This window comes from Sphingobium bisphenolivorans (assembly GCF_000412635.1).
In the GTDB taxonomy this organism is placed as follows: domain Bacteria; phylum Pseudomonadota; class Alphaproteobacteria; order Sphingomonadales; family Sphingomonadaceae; genus Sphingobium; species Sphingobium bisphenolivorans.
On sequence record NZ_ASTG01000006.1, the window covers coordinates 52,427 to 64,972 of the forward strand.

16 protein-coding genes and 1 tRNA gene are annotated in these 12,546 nt (G+C 63.6%); 9 read left to right on the forward strand and 8 right to left on the reverse strand.

What is annotated here, in order from left to right; translation table 11 throughout:
* Positions 1 to 4 precede the first annotated feature (4 nt).
* From cyoC to L858_RS0105825, 5 genes are read left to right on the forward strand one after another with little or no spacing between them, the layout of a single operon-like run.
* The gene (gene cyoC / locus L858_RS0105805; protein WP_022682205.1) at positions 5 to 634 is read left to right on the forward strand and encodes a cytochrome o ubiquinol oxidase subunit III; all 630 of its coding nucleotides are present in this window, start codon (positions 5 to 7) and stop codon (positions 632 to 634) included.
* Complete coding sequence (gene cyoD, locus L858_RS19745; RefSeq protein WP_022682206.1) at positions 631 to 1,059, forward strand: cytochrome o ubiquinol oxidase subunit IV; 429 nt, start codon at positions 631 to 633, stop codon at positions 1,057 to 1,059. The genes cyoC and cyoD overlap by 4 nt, the downstream gene beginning before the upstream one ends.
* On the forward strand, positions 1,056 to 1,781 hold the full coding sequence (locus L858_RS0105815) for an SURF1 family protein (protein WP_022682207.1): 726 nt from the start codon (positions 1,056 to 1,058) through the stop codon (positions 1,779 to 1,781). Before cyoD ends, L858_RS0105815 begins: the two co-directional genes overlap by 4 nt.
* Entirely contained in the window at positions 1,778 to 3,106 is a 1,329-nt protein-coding gene (locus tag L858_RS0105820) for an ATP-binding protein (protein ID WP_022682208.1), read from the forward strand. Before L858_RS0105815 ends, L858_RS0105820 begins: the two co-directional genes overlap by 4 nt.
* Positions 3,096 to 3,629 carry a response regulator transcription factor gene (locus tag L858_RS0105825; RefSeq protein WP_022682209.1) on the forward strand — a complete coding sequence of 178 codons (534 nt, stop codon included), beginning with the start codon at positions 3,096 to 3,098 and terminating at the stop codon, positions 3,627 to 3,629. The genes L858_RS0105820 and L858_RS0105825 overlap by 11 nt, the downstream gene beginning before the upstream one ends.
* Here L858_RS0105825 and L858_RS0105830 read toward each other — a convergent pair whose 3' ends face one another.
* From L858_RS0105830 to L858_RS0105840, 3 genes are all read right to left on the reverse strand, one after another.
* A complete protein-coding gene (locus L858_RS0105830) occupies positions 3,630 to 4,019 on the reverse strand; it encodes a nuclear transport factor 2 family protein (protein WP_022682210.1) in 390 nt (129 codons plus the stop codon).
* A 13-nt stretch (positions 4,020 to 4,032) separates the two neighbouring features.
* Positions 4,033 to 4,106 (reverse strand) — tRNA-Gly (locus tag L858_RS0105835).
* 37 nt (positions 4,107 to 4,143) lie between these two features.
* Positions 4,144 to 5,070 carry a sugar kinase gene (locus tag L858_RS0105840; protein WP_022682211.1) on the reverse strand — a complete coding sequence of 309 codons (927 nt, stop codon included), beginning with the start codon at positions 5,068 to 5,070 and terminating at the stop codon, positions 4,144 to 4,146.
* Between the two features lie 163 nt (positions 5,071 to 5,233).
* On the opposite strand from L858_RS0105840, the gene L858_RS19750 reads away from it, so the two are divergent.
* Positions 5,234 to 7,201, forward strand: a complete 1,968-nt coding sequence (locus L858_RS19750; protein WP_022682212.1) for a hybrid sensor histidine kinase/response regulator — start codon at positions 5,234 to 5,236, stop codon at positions 7,199 to 7,201.
* 139 nt (positions 7,202 to 7,340) lie between these two features.
* On the forward strand, positions 7,341 to 8,216 hold the full coding sequence (locus tag L858_RS0105850; protein ID WP_022682213.1) for an alpha/beta fold hydrolase: 876 nt from the start codon (positions 7,341 to 7,343) through the stop codon (positions 8,214 to 8,216).
* 5 nt (positions 8,217 to 8,221) lie between these two features.
* On the opposite strand, the gene L858_RS0105855 is transcribed toward L858_RS0105850, so the two are convergent.
* Both L858_RS0105855 and epsC read right to left on the reverse strand, forming a co-directional pair.
* Complete coding sequence (locus tag L858_RS0105855; RefSeq protein ID WP_022682214.1) at positions 8,222 to 8,566, reverse strand: DUF2794 domain-containing protein; 345 nt, start codon at positions 8,564 to 8,566, stop codon at positions 8,222 to 8,224.
* Positions 8,566 to 9,285: a serine O-acetyltransferase EpsC gene (gene epsC / locus L858_RS0105860; RefSeq protein ID WP_022682215.1), complete on the reverse strand. Its 720-nt coding sequence runs from the start codon at positions 9,283 to 9,285 to the stop codon at positions 8,566 to 8,568. Before epsC ends, L858_RS0105855 begins: the two co-directional genes overlap by 1 nt.
* 155 nt (positions 9,286 to 9,440) lie before the next feature.
* On the opposite strand from epsC, the gene L858_RS0105865 reads away from it, so the two are divergent.
* Positions 9,441 to 10,214, forward strand: a complete 774-nt coding sequence (locus tag L858_RS0105865; RefSeq protein ID WP_028055863.1) for a sulfite exporter TauE/SafE family protein — start codon at positions 9,441 to 9,443, stop codon at positions 10,212 to 10,214.
* A gap of 39 nt (positions 10,215 to 10,253) precedes the next feature.
* A complete protein-coding gene (locus tag L858_RS0105870; protein ID WP_022682217.1) occupies positions 10,254 to 11,180 on the forward strand; it encodes a hydrogen peroxide-inducible genes activator in 927 nt (308 codons plus the stop codon).
* 42 nt (positions 11,181 to 11,222) lie between these two features.
* On the opposite strand, the gene L858_RS0105875 is transcribed toward L858_RS0105870, so the two are convergent.
* The 3 genes from L858_RS0105875 to pgsA are packed head-to-tail and all read right to left on the reverse strand — an operon-like array spanning position 11,223 to position 12,493.
* Positions 11,223 to 11,669 (reverse strand): molybdenum cofactor biosynthesis protein MoaE, encoded by a 447-nt coding sequence (locus tag L858_RS0105875; protein WP_022682218.1) that lies wholly within the window; start codon positions 11,667 to 11,669, stop codon positions 11,223 to 11,225.
* Entirely contained in the window at positions 11,666 to 11,926 is a 261-nt protein-coding gene (moaD, locus tag L858_RS0105880) for a molybdopterin converting factor subunit 1 (RefSeq protein WP_022682219.1), read from the reverse strand. Before moaD ends, L858_RS0105875 begins: the two co-directional genes overlap by 4 nt.
* A 3-nt stretch (positions 11,927 to 11,929) precedes the next feature.
* On the reverse strand, positions 11,930 to 12,493 hold the full coding sequence (pgsA, locus tag L858_RS0105885) for a CDP-diacylglycerol--glycerol-3-phosphate 3-phosphatidyltransferase (RefSeq protein ID WP_022682220.1): 564 nt from the start codon (positions 12,491 to 12,493) through the stop codon (positions 11,930 to 11,932).
* Positions 12,494 to 12,546 lie beyond the last annotated feature (53 nt).

The window sequence follows — 12,546 nt, forward strand, 5'->3', positions numbered from 1 at the left end:
AGCAATGAGCAGCGCAACTGCAACGGCGCATCGGGAAGAGCGGGCCTACCATCTTCCCGAGGAGCCGCACCTCCACGAAGGCCACAGCACCATGCTGGGCTTCTGGATGTACCTGATGAGCGACTGTCTCATCTTCGCCATCCTCTTCGCCACCTACGCGGTGCTGGGCGGCAATTATGCCGGCGGACCGGGGCCCAAGGACCTGTTCGACCTCAACCTCATCGCGCTTAACACCGCGATGCTGCTCTTCTCCTCCATCACCTATGGCTTTGCCATGCTGGCGATGGAGAAGGACCGGGTGAGCGCGACGCAGGGCTGGCTGCTGATCACCCTGCTGTTCGGCGGCGCGTTCCTGTTCATCGAGCTCTACGAATTCTCGCACCTCATCCATGAGGGCGCGGGTCCGACGCGCAGCGCCTTCCTCTCGTCCTTCTTCACGCTGGTCGGCACGCACGGTCTGCACGTCACCTTCGGTTCGATCTGGCTGATCACGCTGATGGTGCAGGTCGCGCGCAAGGGGCTGATCACCGCCAACAAGCGCCGCCTGCTGTGCCTCAGCATGTTCTGGCACTTCCTCGACGTCATCTGGATCGGCGTCTTCACCTTTGTCTATCTGATGGGAATGCTGCGATGAACGAAGCCGTCCATCCTCACGACGCCCATGGGCATAACGACGATCATCACGAAGAGGGCGCGCATGGCAGCTTCGGCAGCTACATGATCGGCTTCGGCCTGTCGGTCATCTTGACGGCCATCCCCTTCTGGCTGGTTATGAGCGGCTATCTGGGCGACCGGCAGCTCACCGCCTTCGTCATCATGGCCTTCGCCGCGGTGCAGGTGGTCGTGCACATGATCTACTTCCTGCACATGAACACCCGGATCGAAGGCGGCTGGTCCTTCATGGCGATGATGCTGACGCTGGTGCTGGTCGTCATCACCCTGTCGGGCTCGATGTGGGTCATGTACCACCTCAACAACAATATGATGCCGCATGAACAGATGAACATGGACGCAACGCAGGAGATGCGCGTCATGCACAATATGAGCGAGATGCCGTGACATCGCCCGAAACCGGGGAGCGCCGCCGGCGATCCCCGGTTTTCCTGATCGGCCTGACGCTGATCGCCTTTCTCTTTTCCACCGGGTTCGGCGCGCTCGGCGTCTGGCAGGTCCAGCGGCTCGCCTGGAAGCAGGACCTGATCGCCAGGGTTGACGCGCGGCTTGACGCACCGCCCGTAACCGCTCCCCCCTTCGCGACGAGAGCCGACGAATATCGCCGCGTGTCCGTTTTCGGGCATTTCCTGCATGACAGGGCCGTGCTGGTGCAGGCGGTGACGGTGCGCGGCGCGGGCTTCTGGGTACTGACACCGCTCGTCACCGGCCGCGGCTTCACGCTGATCATCAATCGGGGCTTCGTGCCTGCCGACGAGCGCCACCATTATGATCGGCCTCCCGGCGAGGTGCGGATCGCCGGCCTGATGCGGTTGAGCGAACCGGGCGGCGGCTTCCTACGCTCCAACGATCCGGCTGCCGACCGCTGGTACTCGCGCGATGTGGCGGCTATCGCCACGGTGAAGAAAGTGAGCGGCCCCGTCGCCAATTATTTCGTCGACGCAGGCGCATCCCCCTCTCCAGACACATTTCCCATCGGCGGCCTCACCGTCGTCACCTTCCCCAACAATCATCTGTCCTATGCGATCACATGGTTCGTGCTGGCGGCGATGGTCGCAGCTGCTTACATATTCGCCATGCGTCAGGAGTGGAAAGCCCGCCACGGATGAGCCTCGATCTGTCGATCAGCACGCTCTGGCAACCCAGCCAGTGGTCGGCGGACGCGGCTGGCCGGAAGAATCTCGCGCTGCTCGTGCAACTGCGCTGGGTCGCGATCGCCGGGCAAGTGGCGACGATCCTGGCCGTGCATTTCGTCATGGGCATTCATCTGCCGATCGCGCCCATGCTGCTTGTCGCCGCCATCGCCGTCATCATGAATGGCCTGAGCTTCGGCACATTGCGCAAACGGACCGATGTTTCCCACGCCGAACTCTTCCTCTCGCTGTTGTTCGACGTGCTGCTGCTGACCGCGCAGCTTTACCTGTCCGGCGGAGCGACCAACCCGTTCATCTCGCTCTATCTGTTGCAGGTCGCGCTGGGCGCGGTGCTGCTAGACCGGCGGAGCGTATGGGGCATCGTCTTCGTCTCCGCTCTCTGCGCAGGGCTGCTGGCGCTGCATTACCGTCCCCTGGACCTCAGCGGGCCGCTGGAAGGGCGCCTGTTCGACCTTCACATCGTCGGCACATGGATCTGCTTCACCATGATCGCCGTGCTGCTGGTCCTGTTCGTGGCGCCGGTGACCCGCAACCTTCAGGCGCGCGAATCCTATCTCGCCCGGCTGCGGCAGCAGGCAGCGGAGGAGGAGCATATCGTGCGCATGGGGCTGCTGGCGTCGGGCGCCGCGCATGAACTGGGAACGCCCCTCTCGCAGCTGGCGGTGGTGCTGGGCGATTGGCGCCACATGCCGGAGATTAGCGGCCATCCCGCTCTCGCCGAGGAAGTGGAGGAGATGCAGGCCGCGGTCGGGCGCTGTAAGCAGATCGTAACCGGCATCCTCCTTTCCTCCGGCGAGGCGCGTGGCGAGGCGCCGGTCGTCACCAATGTACGCGACTTCGTGGACGAGATTTCCTCCAGTTGGCGCGCCGCCAATCCCGGCATGCCGCTGCGCTGCGACTTCGGGCCGCATGACTATCCGCGCATCATCGCCGATCCCGTCATCAGGCAGGCGATCGGCAACCTGCTCGACAATGCGCGGGAAGCGGGCGCGACCTATATCGACCTGCTGGTGGGCCGCGACAGCAACTCGCTCAACATCGCCGTGCGCGACAATGGCAGCGGCTTTACCGAGCAGATGCTGGAGGATTTCGGCAAGCCCTACCGATCCAGCAAGGGCAAGGAAGGCCATGGACTTGGCCTGTTCCTTGTGGTCAACGTCGTGCGGAAGCTCGGCGGCAGCGTCAGCGCGAGCAATGGCGCCGATGGCGGGGCGCTGATCCTGCTTCGCCTGCCGCTCAGCACCGTCGCGATAGAGGAAGAGGGAACGCATGTCGGCTGAGCCGCTGCTGGTCATCGTCGAGGATGACGAGGCCTTCGCCAAAACGCTGAAGCGCTCCTTCGAGCGGCGCGGCTACAACGTGCTCGCTGCGGACAGCCATGCCGCCTTGCTGGCCCTTCTGGCCGATCACAAACCGACCCATGCCGTCGTGGACCTGAAGCTGGGCGCCGAGTCGGGCCTGGTGTGCGTGGAGACGCTGCACGCGCGTGATCCCGCGATGCTGATCGTCGTGCTGACCGGCTTTGCCAGCATCGCGACGGCGGTGGAGGCGATCAAGCTCGGCGCCTCGCACTATCTCGCCAAGCCATCCAACACCGATGACATAGAGGCCGCCTTCGCCAAATCCGCCGGCGACACGACCACCCCTCTCGCCCCCCGCCCTACGTCGATCAAGACACTGGAGTGGGAGCATATTCATGAGGTGCTGAAGGACAGCGACTTCAACATCTCCGAAGCGGCGCGCCGGCTCGGCATGCACAGGCGCACATTGGCGCGCAAGCTGGCGAAGCGGCAGGTCGGCTGATCAGGCGAGCGTCAGATAGATTTCCGCCTCGATCAGCCAATCCGAACCGATCTGCCGCCATTTGGCGCTATAGGCGCCGGAGGCAAGCGCTGCTCCGCTCGATGCTTCGACGCCCTGCCATTCGCCATGCTCCATCGCAATCGGTTCGACCGCGGACACGACGATCGTAGCTGGCGTTCTGGTGTAGAGGGTGCGCGAGGCCGCGGCGAACTCCCGCTTCCAGGCAAGCAGTTGCGCTTTCCGTCCGACAATCACCGCGCTGTCGGTGCCCGCGACGAGTATCGCATTGGACGCGAGCAGCGGGCCGATGGCGCGGAGGTCAGCTTCCGCCAGGGCGCGATTGAACGTCGCGCGCGCTAAACGGATGGCGAGGTCGGGAGAAGATGTCATGGCTGCATCATCATGGAGCGGGTGAAGGGAATCGAACCCTCGTCGTAAGCTTGGGAAGCTTCTGCTCTGCCATTGAGCTACACCCGCCCGGATTTGCGTCGCTTAGCCCGTCGCCTCGGTGGCGTCAACGCATCTCCGCTCGACCGTAGGGCGCGCTGGCATCACGAGCCGGGATGGCGCCGCGCCGGCCAATATTCCATCCGGCGAGCCGATGCCCGGCGAGAGCAGCCTCGCGGGGCTGCTGACCGGCCAGGCGAGCGGCCAGATAGCCGCCGTTGAAGGCATCGCCTGCTCCGCTGGAGTCGATGACATCGACCTTGGCGGGCGGCGGCACCAAAGCGCCATCGACAAGACAGCCCTCTGCGCCAAGCTTCACGACGACCTCACGACCCTGCCCCGCGCCCCAGCGCCGCGCCGCATCCTGCGCATCGTGGGCCTCCCCCATTTCCACTTCGTCCGCCAGAGTGGGGAGCCCGATGTCGCTGAGCGCGATCGCGCGGTCGCGCCACTGGCAGGCGGTCTGCGCATCGGGCCACAGCCGCGCGCGATAATTGCCGTCGAACGCGATCTTCCCGCCGTTGGCGCGTACCGCCTCGCAGAGAGCAAACAGCTTCTGACGGCCTTCTTCGGGCAGTATGGCGAGCGTGATCAGCGAGAAATAAAGCAGGTCCGACTGCGCCGCCTGCTCCACCATCGCGCCGCTGCCAGGCAGATCGAACATCCGCCTCGCCGCGCTCTCGCCCCGCCAATAATGGAAGCTGCGTTCGCCCGCCGCATCCGTCTCGATCGCGTACAGGCCGGGCAAGCGGTCGGGCGACGCGAGCAGCAGGCTGGTGTCGATCCTTTCCCCTTCCCATGCGGTGCGCAGGTCCGCGCTCATCGGATCAGTGCCGATCGCGCTCGCAAATCGGACCTTGTTTCCCGATCTTGCCAGATGAATGGCCGTGTTGATGACATCGCCGCCATAGCGCAGGTCCCAGCCCTCACCAGTTCCGCGGCTCAGTTCCAGCATCGCCTCGCCGATGACCGTGATGATTGCCTGCCTGCCCATGCCTGTCCATCTCCTTTCAAGCTTCATTGGCGTGGAGCAGGTCTGCAAGTCAATCCGCCAGTGCCATCGGTGGCGCGCTTTTCTTGGCGGAAGCTTTCGCCAGCGGAACGTTCACTTGCTCTGGACGTTGGGGATTAAAACACACAATCCAGACGGGGATCATATGAACAACGCGGCACCCGAGACTCCTGGGAACCGCTTTGAGCTGCTGGTCCAGAGCGTCACCGACTACGCCATCTACATGCTGTCGACGAGCGGGATCGTGGTCAGCTGGAATGCCGGCGCCCGCCGGTTCAAAGGATATGAGGCCGATGAGATCATCGGTCAGCATTTCTCCCGCTTCTACACGCCCGAGGATCAGGCCGTTGGTTTACCCGCACGGGCGCTGGGAACTGCCGAAAAGGAAGGGCGGTTCGAATCGGAAGGATGGCGCGTGCGGAAGGACGGCACGCGTTTCTGGGCCAGCGTCGTCATAGATCCGATCCGCGATCCAGGCGGCAAGCTGCTGGGCTTTGCCAAGGTGACCCGCGACCTCAGCGAACGGCGTGCCGCGCAGGAGGCGCTGCGGCTCAGTGAGGAGCGGTTCCGCATCTTGGTGCAGGGGGTCAGCGACTACGCAATTTACATGCTCGACCCTGTAGGCACCATCACCAGCTGGAACACCGGGGCGGAGCGGTTCAAGGGCTATACCGCCGACGAGATATTGGGGCAGAATTTCGCCCGCTTCTATTCCGACGAAGATCGGATCGCCGGCCGCCCCTCCCGCGCATTGGAAACCGCCGAGCGTGAAGGCCGCTATGAGGCCGAAGGGTGGCGCATCCGCAAGGATGGCTCGCGTTTCTGGGCGCACGTTATCATCGATGCAATTCGCGACGAGACCGGCGAGTTGATCGGCTTCGCCAAGGTGACCCGCGATCTCACCGAAAGGCGGCTGGCACAGCAGGCGCTGGACGAGGCGCAGGCAGCGGTTTTCCAGGCGCAAAAGATGGACGCGATCGGGAAGCTGACCGGCGGCGTCGCCCATGACTTCAATAATCTGCTTGCGGTGATCGTCGGCAGCCTCGATCTGGCACGGCAGCGGCTTGCAACAGGCGCTGATGTCTCGCGCTATATCGACAATGCCATGACCGCCGCCGAACGGGGTGCCACGCTGACGCAGCGGATGCTGGCCTTCGCGCGGAAGCAGGAATTGCGCTTTCAAAGCGTCGACTGCGCCGGGCTGGTCCATGACATGGCGGGCTTGCTGAAAACGACGCTGGGCTCCAGCGTCACCATCGAGACGCGCTTCCCCCTATCGCTGAGCTTCGCCCATGCCGATCCCGCGCAGCTGGAACTGGCGCTGCTCAACCTAGCCGTCAACGCCCGCGACGCGATGTCGCTGGGCGGGCGTATCATCATAGAGGGTGGAGAGGCCACCGTGCTGGCCGATCAGCGGCACGACCTGGGCGCGGGCCGCTATGTCCAGCTTTCGATCATCGATCAGGGCGAGGGCATGGATGCAGCCACGCTGAACCGCGCCTGCGAACCTTTCTTCACGACCAAGGGGCTTGGCAAGGGCACCGGACTGGGCCTGTCGATGGTGCACGGTTTTGCGGAACAATGCGGCGGCGCGCTCACCCTGATCAGCGAGCCGGGCGTCGGCACGACCGTGTCGCTTTGGCTGCCAGTAGCGCAGGAAGGTCCAGCCGAAGCGCAGCCAAGCGATACGGCCGACATCGTTGCCCCTTCCCCGCAGCAACTTGTGATACTGGCCGTCGACGATGACGATCTGGTGCTGACCAACACTGCCGGCATGCTGGAGGAACTGGGCCATACCGTGTTCCAGGCCGCATCGGGCATGGACGCCCTGCGCATGGTCGAGGACGGCGCAATCGACATGGTCATCACCGACTATGCGATGCCGGGCATGACGGGCGTGCAGTTGGCGGACGCGGTGGAGGAAAAAGTGCCCGGCCTGCCCGTAGTCATCATCACAGGCTTCGCCGAACTGCCCCCCCAAGCGACCAGCCGCCCCCGCCTCAACAAGCCTTTCAAGCAGGCGGAACTCGCCCAAATGGTCGCCGCAATCGCCCAGACGCGAACGACTGACCGGTTCATCCGGCTTGCCGCGCATCATCCTGGAGACAGCTGACCGGCGGACTCGCCCGCACTGCCGTGCAAATCTCTTCACCGACTGTCCCTAAACGGCGCGCCGTGCCTGAACAAGTGCTTGCATGCGCAGGGAAGTTCGCCAAAGACAGGGTATTCACTCCTTTCCTGCCAAGGATCGCATGAACAGCGCAGCGCTGACCCCCACTTCGCATTTCTACACCTCCCTTCGGATGCGGCTGCATTATCTCGATTGGGGGAACAGCTCGGCGCCTACGCTGATCCTGGTTCATGGTGGCCGCGACCATGCGCGCAGCTGGGACTGGACCGCCCGCGCCCTCGCTAACGACTTTCACGTCATCGCGCCGGACCTACGCGGCCATGGCGACAGCGCCTGGTCCGCCGAGGGGTCCTACGGCATGGCGAATTATGTCTATGACCTGGCGCAGCTGGTCGAACAGCAGGGCCGTGGACCGGTCGCGATCGTCGGCCACTCGCTCGGCGGCGCTATTACCCTCCGCTACGCCGGCATGTTCCCGGACAAGGTCGCCAAGCTCGTTGCGATCGAGAGTCTAGGCCTCGCCCCCGCCGCTCTTGCGGAGGCTACGAAGAAACCTGCTCCTGACGAATGGATCAAATGGGTCGAAAAGCGGCAGTCGCGCGCCCGGCGCCCGACCCGCCACTACCCGACCATAGAAGCCGCGGTCGCCCGCATGCAGGAACGCAACGATCGCTTATCATTGGAGCGAGCGATCCACCTCACCACGCACGGCGTCAATCGCAATGAGGATGGCAGCTATCGCTGGAAATTCGATCCCTATCTTCATGACAGCGAGCCGATGCCCGACGCAGCCGCAGATCTTCCCGCTTTCTGGAAACGCGTCACATGCCCCACGCTGCTTTGTCTGGGGCTTGACAGCTGGGCCTCGAATCCGGTCAAGGACGGCCGTGCCGCCCATTTCCAGGATGCGCGGCTGGTCGAGTTCTCCGACGCGGGCCACTGGCTGCACCATGACCAGTTCGACCGCTTCATCGCGGAGCTGCGCGCCTTTCTGTAAGCGGGCTACTCGCCCACGATCTTGAGCAGCCGCCGTTCGACCGGTGCCAAGATGCCGGGAAGTTCGGCTCCTCGCTTTAGCACCGCACCCGCCTCTCCGATCAGCGCCCACATACCCTGCCGGTGGCGCAGAGCGGGGCGCTTTTCGATCCGATATTCGGGCCGCTCCGCCGAGCGGCGAAAGGCCGAGAAGATCGCCGCATCCCGCCCAAGGTCGATTGCATAGTCGCGCCAGTGCCCAGCAGCGACCATGCGGCCATAAAGATCCATGATCCTTTGCAGTTCGATCCGTTCAAAGCCGGTCTGCCCGGCAGGCGAAGATTGCGACGGGAACGGCGTCACATTGGTCATCAGGCGCGACCGCGCTCCCGATGCGCCGGAGCGTCATCCGGCGGTGAAGGATTTACAATTTCCCGCTCCTCCAACAATTCCGACAGCCGCTGCTGCAGGCGTTCCACCTCGCCGCGCAACACCTCAAGCTTCTGCTTTTCCGGGTCCAGGCAGTCCGTGCACGGCGTCCCATAGGGAAGGAAGTCCCGCTGATAGGCAGTGACATCGACCAGCATCGGCCGGGCGGGAATGCCTACCATCGTGGCCCCTTCCGGAACATCTTTGGTGACGACGGCATTGGCGCCCACGCGCGCCCTGGCGCCGACCTCAATGGGGCCCAAGACCTGCGCGCCTGACCCGACGATCACACCGTCATGCAGCGTGGGATGACGTTTGCCCGCGATTCCATTTGCCGGATCGGTTCCGCCCAGTGTGACATTCTGGTACAGCGTAACGTCGTCGCCAATCTCGGCCGTCTCGCCAATCACGGTAAAACCATGGTCGATGAAGAAGCGCTTGCCGATGCGCGCGCCCGGGTGAATATCGTTCCCTGTCAGAAAACGGGACAAGTGGTTCACCGCGCGGGCAAGGAAATAGAGGCGCGCGCAATACAGCCGGTGCGCCACACGATGAAAGGCGAGCGACCAAACCCCCGGATAAAGGAGGATTTCGGCGCGGGAGCGCGGGGCAGGATCACGGGATTTAACCGAATCCAGATAAGCAACAAGATCGCGCAGCATAAGCGCCCCTCATGGAACCAATCGCTGGTACATAAGTCCAAATGGAGGAATTTTCCAGATGCACGGCTATTTCGGCTTGGCGCGATAAAACAGAAACTTTGTTGGCGCGCTGCTATATACCAATCAATGCGCTAGACAATCAGAGCAGGGGCACCATGATCGACACCTTAAGCGTCCACCTTGGCGACATATTGCCGTTCATCCTTGTGGGCTTCGGCGCGCAGATGGTCGATGGCGCGCTCGGTATGGCCTATGGCGTGATCTCCAGCACGCTGCTCCTCGCGCTGGGTGTGCCCCCCAGCAGGGCGTCGGCCAGCGTCCACGCGGCGGAAACCTTCACCACAGGTGTTTCCGCAATCAGCCATATCGCCCATCGCAACGTCGACTGGAAACTATTCGCCCGCCTGATCATTCCCGGTGTGATCGGCGGCGTCAGCGGTGCCTATTTGCTCTCCAATGTCGACGGCTCCTATATCAAGCCTTTCGTGCAGATCTACCTGGCCTCGATCGGCGTCTATCTGATCTGGCGCGGCCTTCACTTTCCGCCGCAGAAGCGCGATCCCAAATGGGTCGGCCCGCTCGGCCTGATCGGCGGCTTCATGGACGCGACCGGCGGCGGCGGCTGGGGGCCCGTGGTCACGTCCAACCTGCTGATCCAGGGATCGAGCCCACGCCACACGATCGGCACGGTGAACACCGTGGAATTCATCCTGACCCTGTCGATCAGCATCACCTTCCTGCTGCATCTGGGTTGGGAAACCTTCACCACCTACACGGTGGGCCTGCTGATCGGCGGTGTGATCGCAGCACCCTTCGGTGCTATGCTGGCCCGCCACGTGGCGCCCAGGACTTTGTTCATCGCCGTGGGAACCATCCTGTCGTTGACCTCGGCTTTCGGCATTGCCAAATGGCTTGGATATATCGGCTGAAGCGCTTATAATTGCCCCTCTCATCGAGGAAGGCGATCAATGTCGAGCTACATGCCCACGCTCAAGCAGCTGCAATATCTTGTAGCACTCAAGGAGCATGGGCATTTCGGCAAGGCGGCGGATAGCTGCTACGTCACGCAATCTACGCTGTCGGCCGGCATCCGCGAACTGGAATCGCTGATCGGCGTCACGCTGGTCGAAAGGACGCGCCGCGTCGTGCGCTTCACGGCACTCGGCGATCGCATCGTTGAAAAGGCGCACCGCGTTCTGCGCGAGGCGGAGGAACTGGCCGCCATCGCCGAAGCGTCGAGCAAGCCGCTTACCGGCGAGTTGCGCATGAGCGTCATCCCGACGATCGCGCCCTTCCTTCTGCCCCGCCTGCTCCCCAAATTGCGAGCGGAGCGGCCGGAACTGAAGCTCTATCTGCGCGAAGAGACAAGCCAGAGCGCGATCGAATCGCTGCGCCACGGCAATGTCGACTGCGTGCTGCTGGCCCTGCCTTTTCCGACCGGCGAACTGGACAGCGAGTTGCTGTTCCAGGACCGTCTCTATGTGGCCTTCCCGCGCGATGACCCGCGTGACCCGCCCGAATGGATCGCGCCGGAGATGATCGACGAGGAGCGACTGCTGCTGCTGGAGGATGGCCATTGCCTCAAGGATCATGCGCTCGCCGCCTGTAACCGACCGGAAATCCGCGCGGGGGCGATGATGATGGGCACCTCGCTCCACACGCTGGTGCAGATGGTGGACAATGGTCTTGGCATGACGATCATGCCGGAAATGGCGATCGCAGGCGGCATATTGAACCATACGCAGATCACCGCGCGGCCGCTACAATCCGAGCGGGCGCATCGCGACATCGCCCTTGTTTGGCGCAAGAACAGCCCGCGAGAGAAGGAATTCCGCCTGCTGGCTGGGCTGCTACGCGACGCGGCGGATCTCCCGACGGTCAGCGCTGCGGCCTAGCCCCACAATTTCGAGTTCTTGCGAAGGAAGGAGCACAATCCGCTAACCCTCGCCGCGCCAGCTCTGCGCCTTCGCCGCATCCTCGGCGCGTGCCTCGACCCAGGCGGTGCGGTCGGCGAAATGCTCCTTCTTCCAGAAGGGCGCCTCCGACTTCAGCCAATCGATCAGAAAGGCACAGCTTTCCAGCGCAGCCGTCCGATGCCGAGAGGTCGTGCCGACGAACACGATGCGAGCGCCCGGCTCCAGTCGCCCGTAGCGATGGATCACCCGCGCGCCGAGCAGCGGCCAGCGGCTCATCGCTTCTTCAACGATCCTTTCGACCTGCACCTGCGTCATCGCGGGATAATGTTCCAGCTCGAGCGCGACCAGCCTGCCTTCGCCCCTAACGATCCCGGTAAAGCTGGCAACGCCGCCGCCGCCAAGCCCCTCCAAAGCGGCCAACTCCGCAGCAGGATCGAAATCCTCCGCCTGGATCGAAACCCGGCTCATCCGCCCGTCACTGGCGGGAACAGGGCCAGCTCCTTCGCCTCTCCGATCACGCTGTCCAAAGTGACGAAGCGCTGGTCGAGCGCAGCCCGCAGCCGGGCGGGATCGGCGAACGCCTCCGCATAGGCTCCGTCGCGCGCCGCAAGCAGCCCGATCAGGTCACGTACCGTGACATCCGGCGCAGGCAGGTCAATCCGCTCCTCGTCCAGGCCGACCGCCTCGCGCACCCAAGCGAAATACATGAGGGTAAGCTGCCTCATCGCTCAATCCATATGCTTGATGCCGACGCGCAGATAATCCCAACCGGTAACCAGCGTCAGGATAGCGGCGGCCCATAGGGTCAGGATTCCCACGATCTGCACGAAGGGGAATTGCGGAACAGCCCCCGCCAGGATCAGCGCACCCAGCGACACGAGCTGGAATGTCGTCTTCCACTTGGCAAGCCGCGACACCGGGACCGAAACCTGCAATCCCGCCAGAAACTCGCGCAGGCCCGAAACGGCAATTTCGCGCAGCAGGATGATCATCGCGGCCACGATGTGAATACCAGCGATGTCGCGCGTCGCGGCCAGCATCAGGATGACCGCGCCCACCATGATCTTGTCGGCGATGGGATCGAGGAAGATGCCAAGCTTAGACACAGCGCCTTGGGCGCGGGCGAGATAGCCGTCGAAATAGTCGGTGATCCCCATCAGGCAGTAGAGCGCGAAGGCGAGCATATAGCCGGTCGTCCAGCGCGCGCCGATTTCAGCCGGCCACAACAGGCCGACCAGGAACGGGACGGTCAGGATGCGCGAAAGCGTCAGCAGATTGGGCAGCGTCAGCATGGCGGCGGACTGCCACAGTCCACCGCCTCGCACAAGCGCCGCACGCCCGGCGC

Excerpts from the sequence above, each read along its gene's own strand:
- cyoC (WP_022682205.1), top strand. The coding sequence starts at position 5 with ATGAGCAGCGCAACTGCAACGGCGCATCGGGAAGAGCGGGCCTACCAT.
- cyoD (WP_022682206.1), top strand. The coding sequence starts at position 631 with ATGAACGAAGCCGTCCATCCTCACGACGCCCATGGGCATAACGACGAT.
- L858_RS0105820 (WP_022682208.1), top strand. The coding sequence starts at position 1,778 with ATGAGCCTCGATCTGTCGATCAGCACGCTCTGGCAACCCAGCCAGTGG.
- L858_RS0105825 (WP_022682209.1), top strand. The coding sequence starts at position 3,096 with ATGTCGGCTGAGCCGCTGCTGGTCATCGTCGAGGATGACGAGGCCTTC.
- L858_RS0105830 (WP_022682210.1), bottom strand. The coding sequence starts at position 4,019 with ATGACATCTTCTCCCGACCTCGCCATCCGTTTAGCGCGCGCGACGTTC.
- L858_RS0105840 (WP_022682211.1), bottom strand. The coding sequence starts at position 5,070 with ATGGGCAGGCAGGCAATCATCACGGTCATCGGCGAGGCGATGCTGGAA.
- L858_RS19750 (WP_022682212.1), top strand. The coding sequence starts at position 5,234 with ATGAACAACGCGGCACCCGAGACTCCTGGGAACCGCTTTGAGCTGCTG.
- L858_RS0105850 (WP_022682213.1), top strand. The coding sequence starts at position 7,341 with ATGAACAGCGCAGCGCTGACCCCCACTTCGCATTTCTACACCTCCCTT.
- L858_RS0105855 (WP_022682214.1), bottom strand. The coding sequence starts at position 8,566 with ATGACCAATGTGACGCCGTTCCCGTCGCAATCTTCGCCTGCCGGGCAG.
- epsC (WP_022682215.1), bottom strand. The coding sequence starts at position 9,285 with ATGCTGCGCGATCTTGTTGCTTATCTGGATTCGGTTAAATCCCGTGAT.
- L858_RS0105865 (WP_028055863.1), top strand. The coding sequence starts at position 9,441 with ATGATCGACACCTTAAGCGTCCACCTTGGCGACATATTGCCGTTCATC.
- L858_RS0105870 (WP_022682217.1), top strand. The coding sequence starts at position 10,254 with ATGTCGAGCTACATGCCCACGCTCAAGCAGCTGCAATATCTTGTAGCA.
- L858_RS0105875 (WP_022682218.1), bottom strand. The coding sequence starts at position 11,669 with ATGAGCCGGGTTTCGATCCAGGCGGAGGATTTCGATCCTGCTGCGGAG.
- moaD (WP_022682219.1), bottom strand. The coding sequence starts at position 11,926 with ATGAGGCAGCTTACCCTCATGTATTTCGCTTGGGTGCGCGAGGCGGTC.
- pgsA (WP_022682220.1), bottom strand. The coding sequence starts at position 12,493 with ATGCTGACGCTGCCCAATCTGCTGACGCTTTCGCGCATCCTGACCGTC.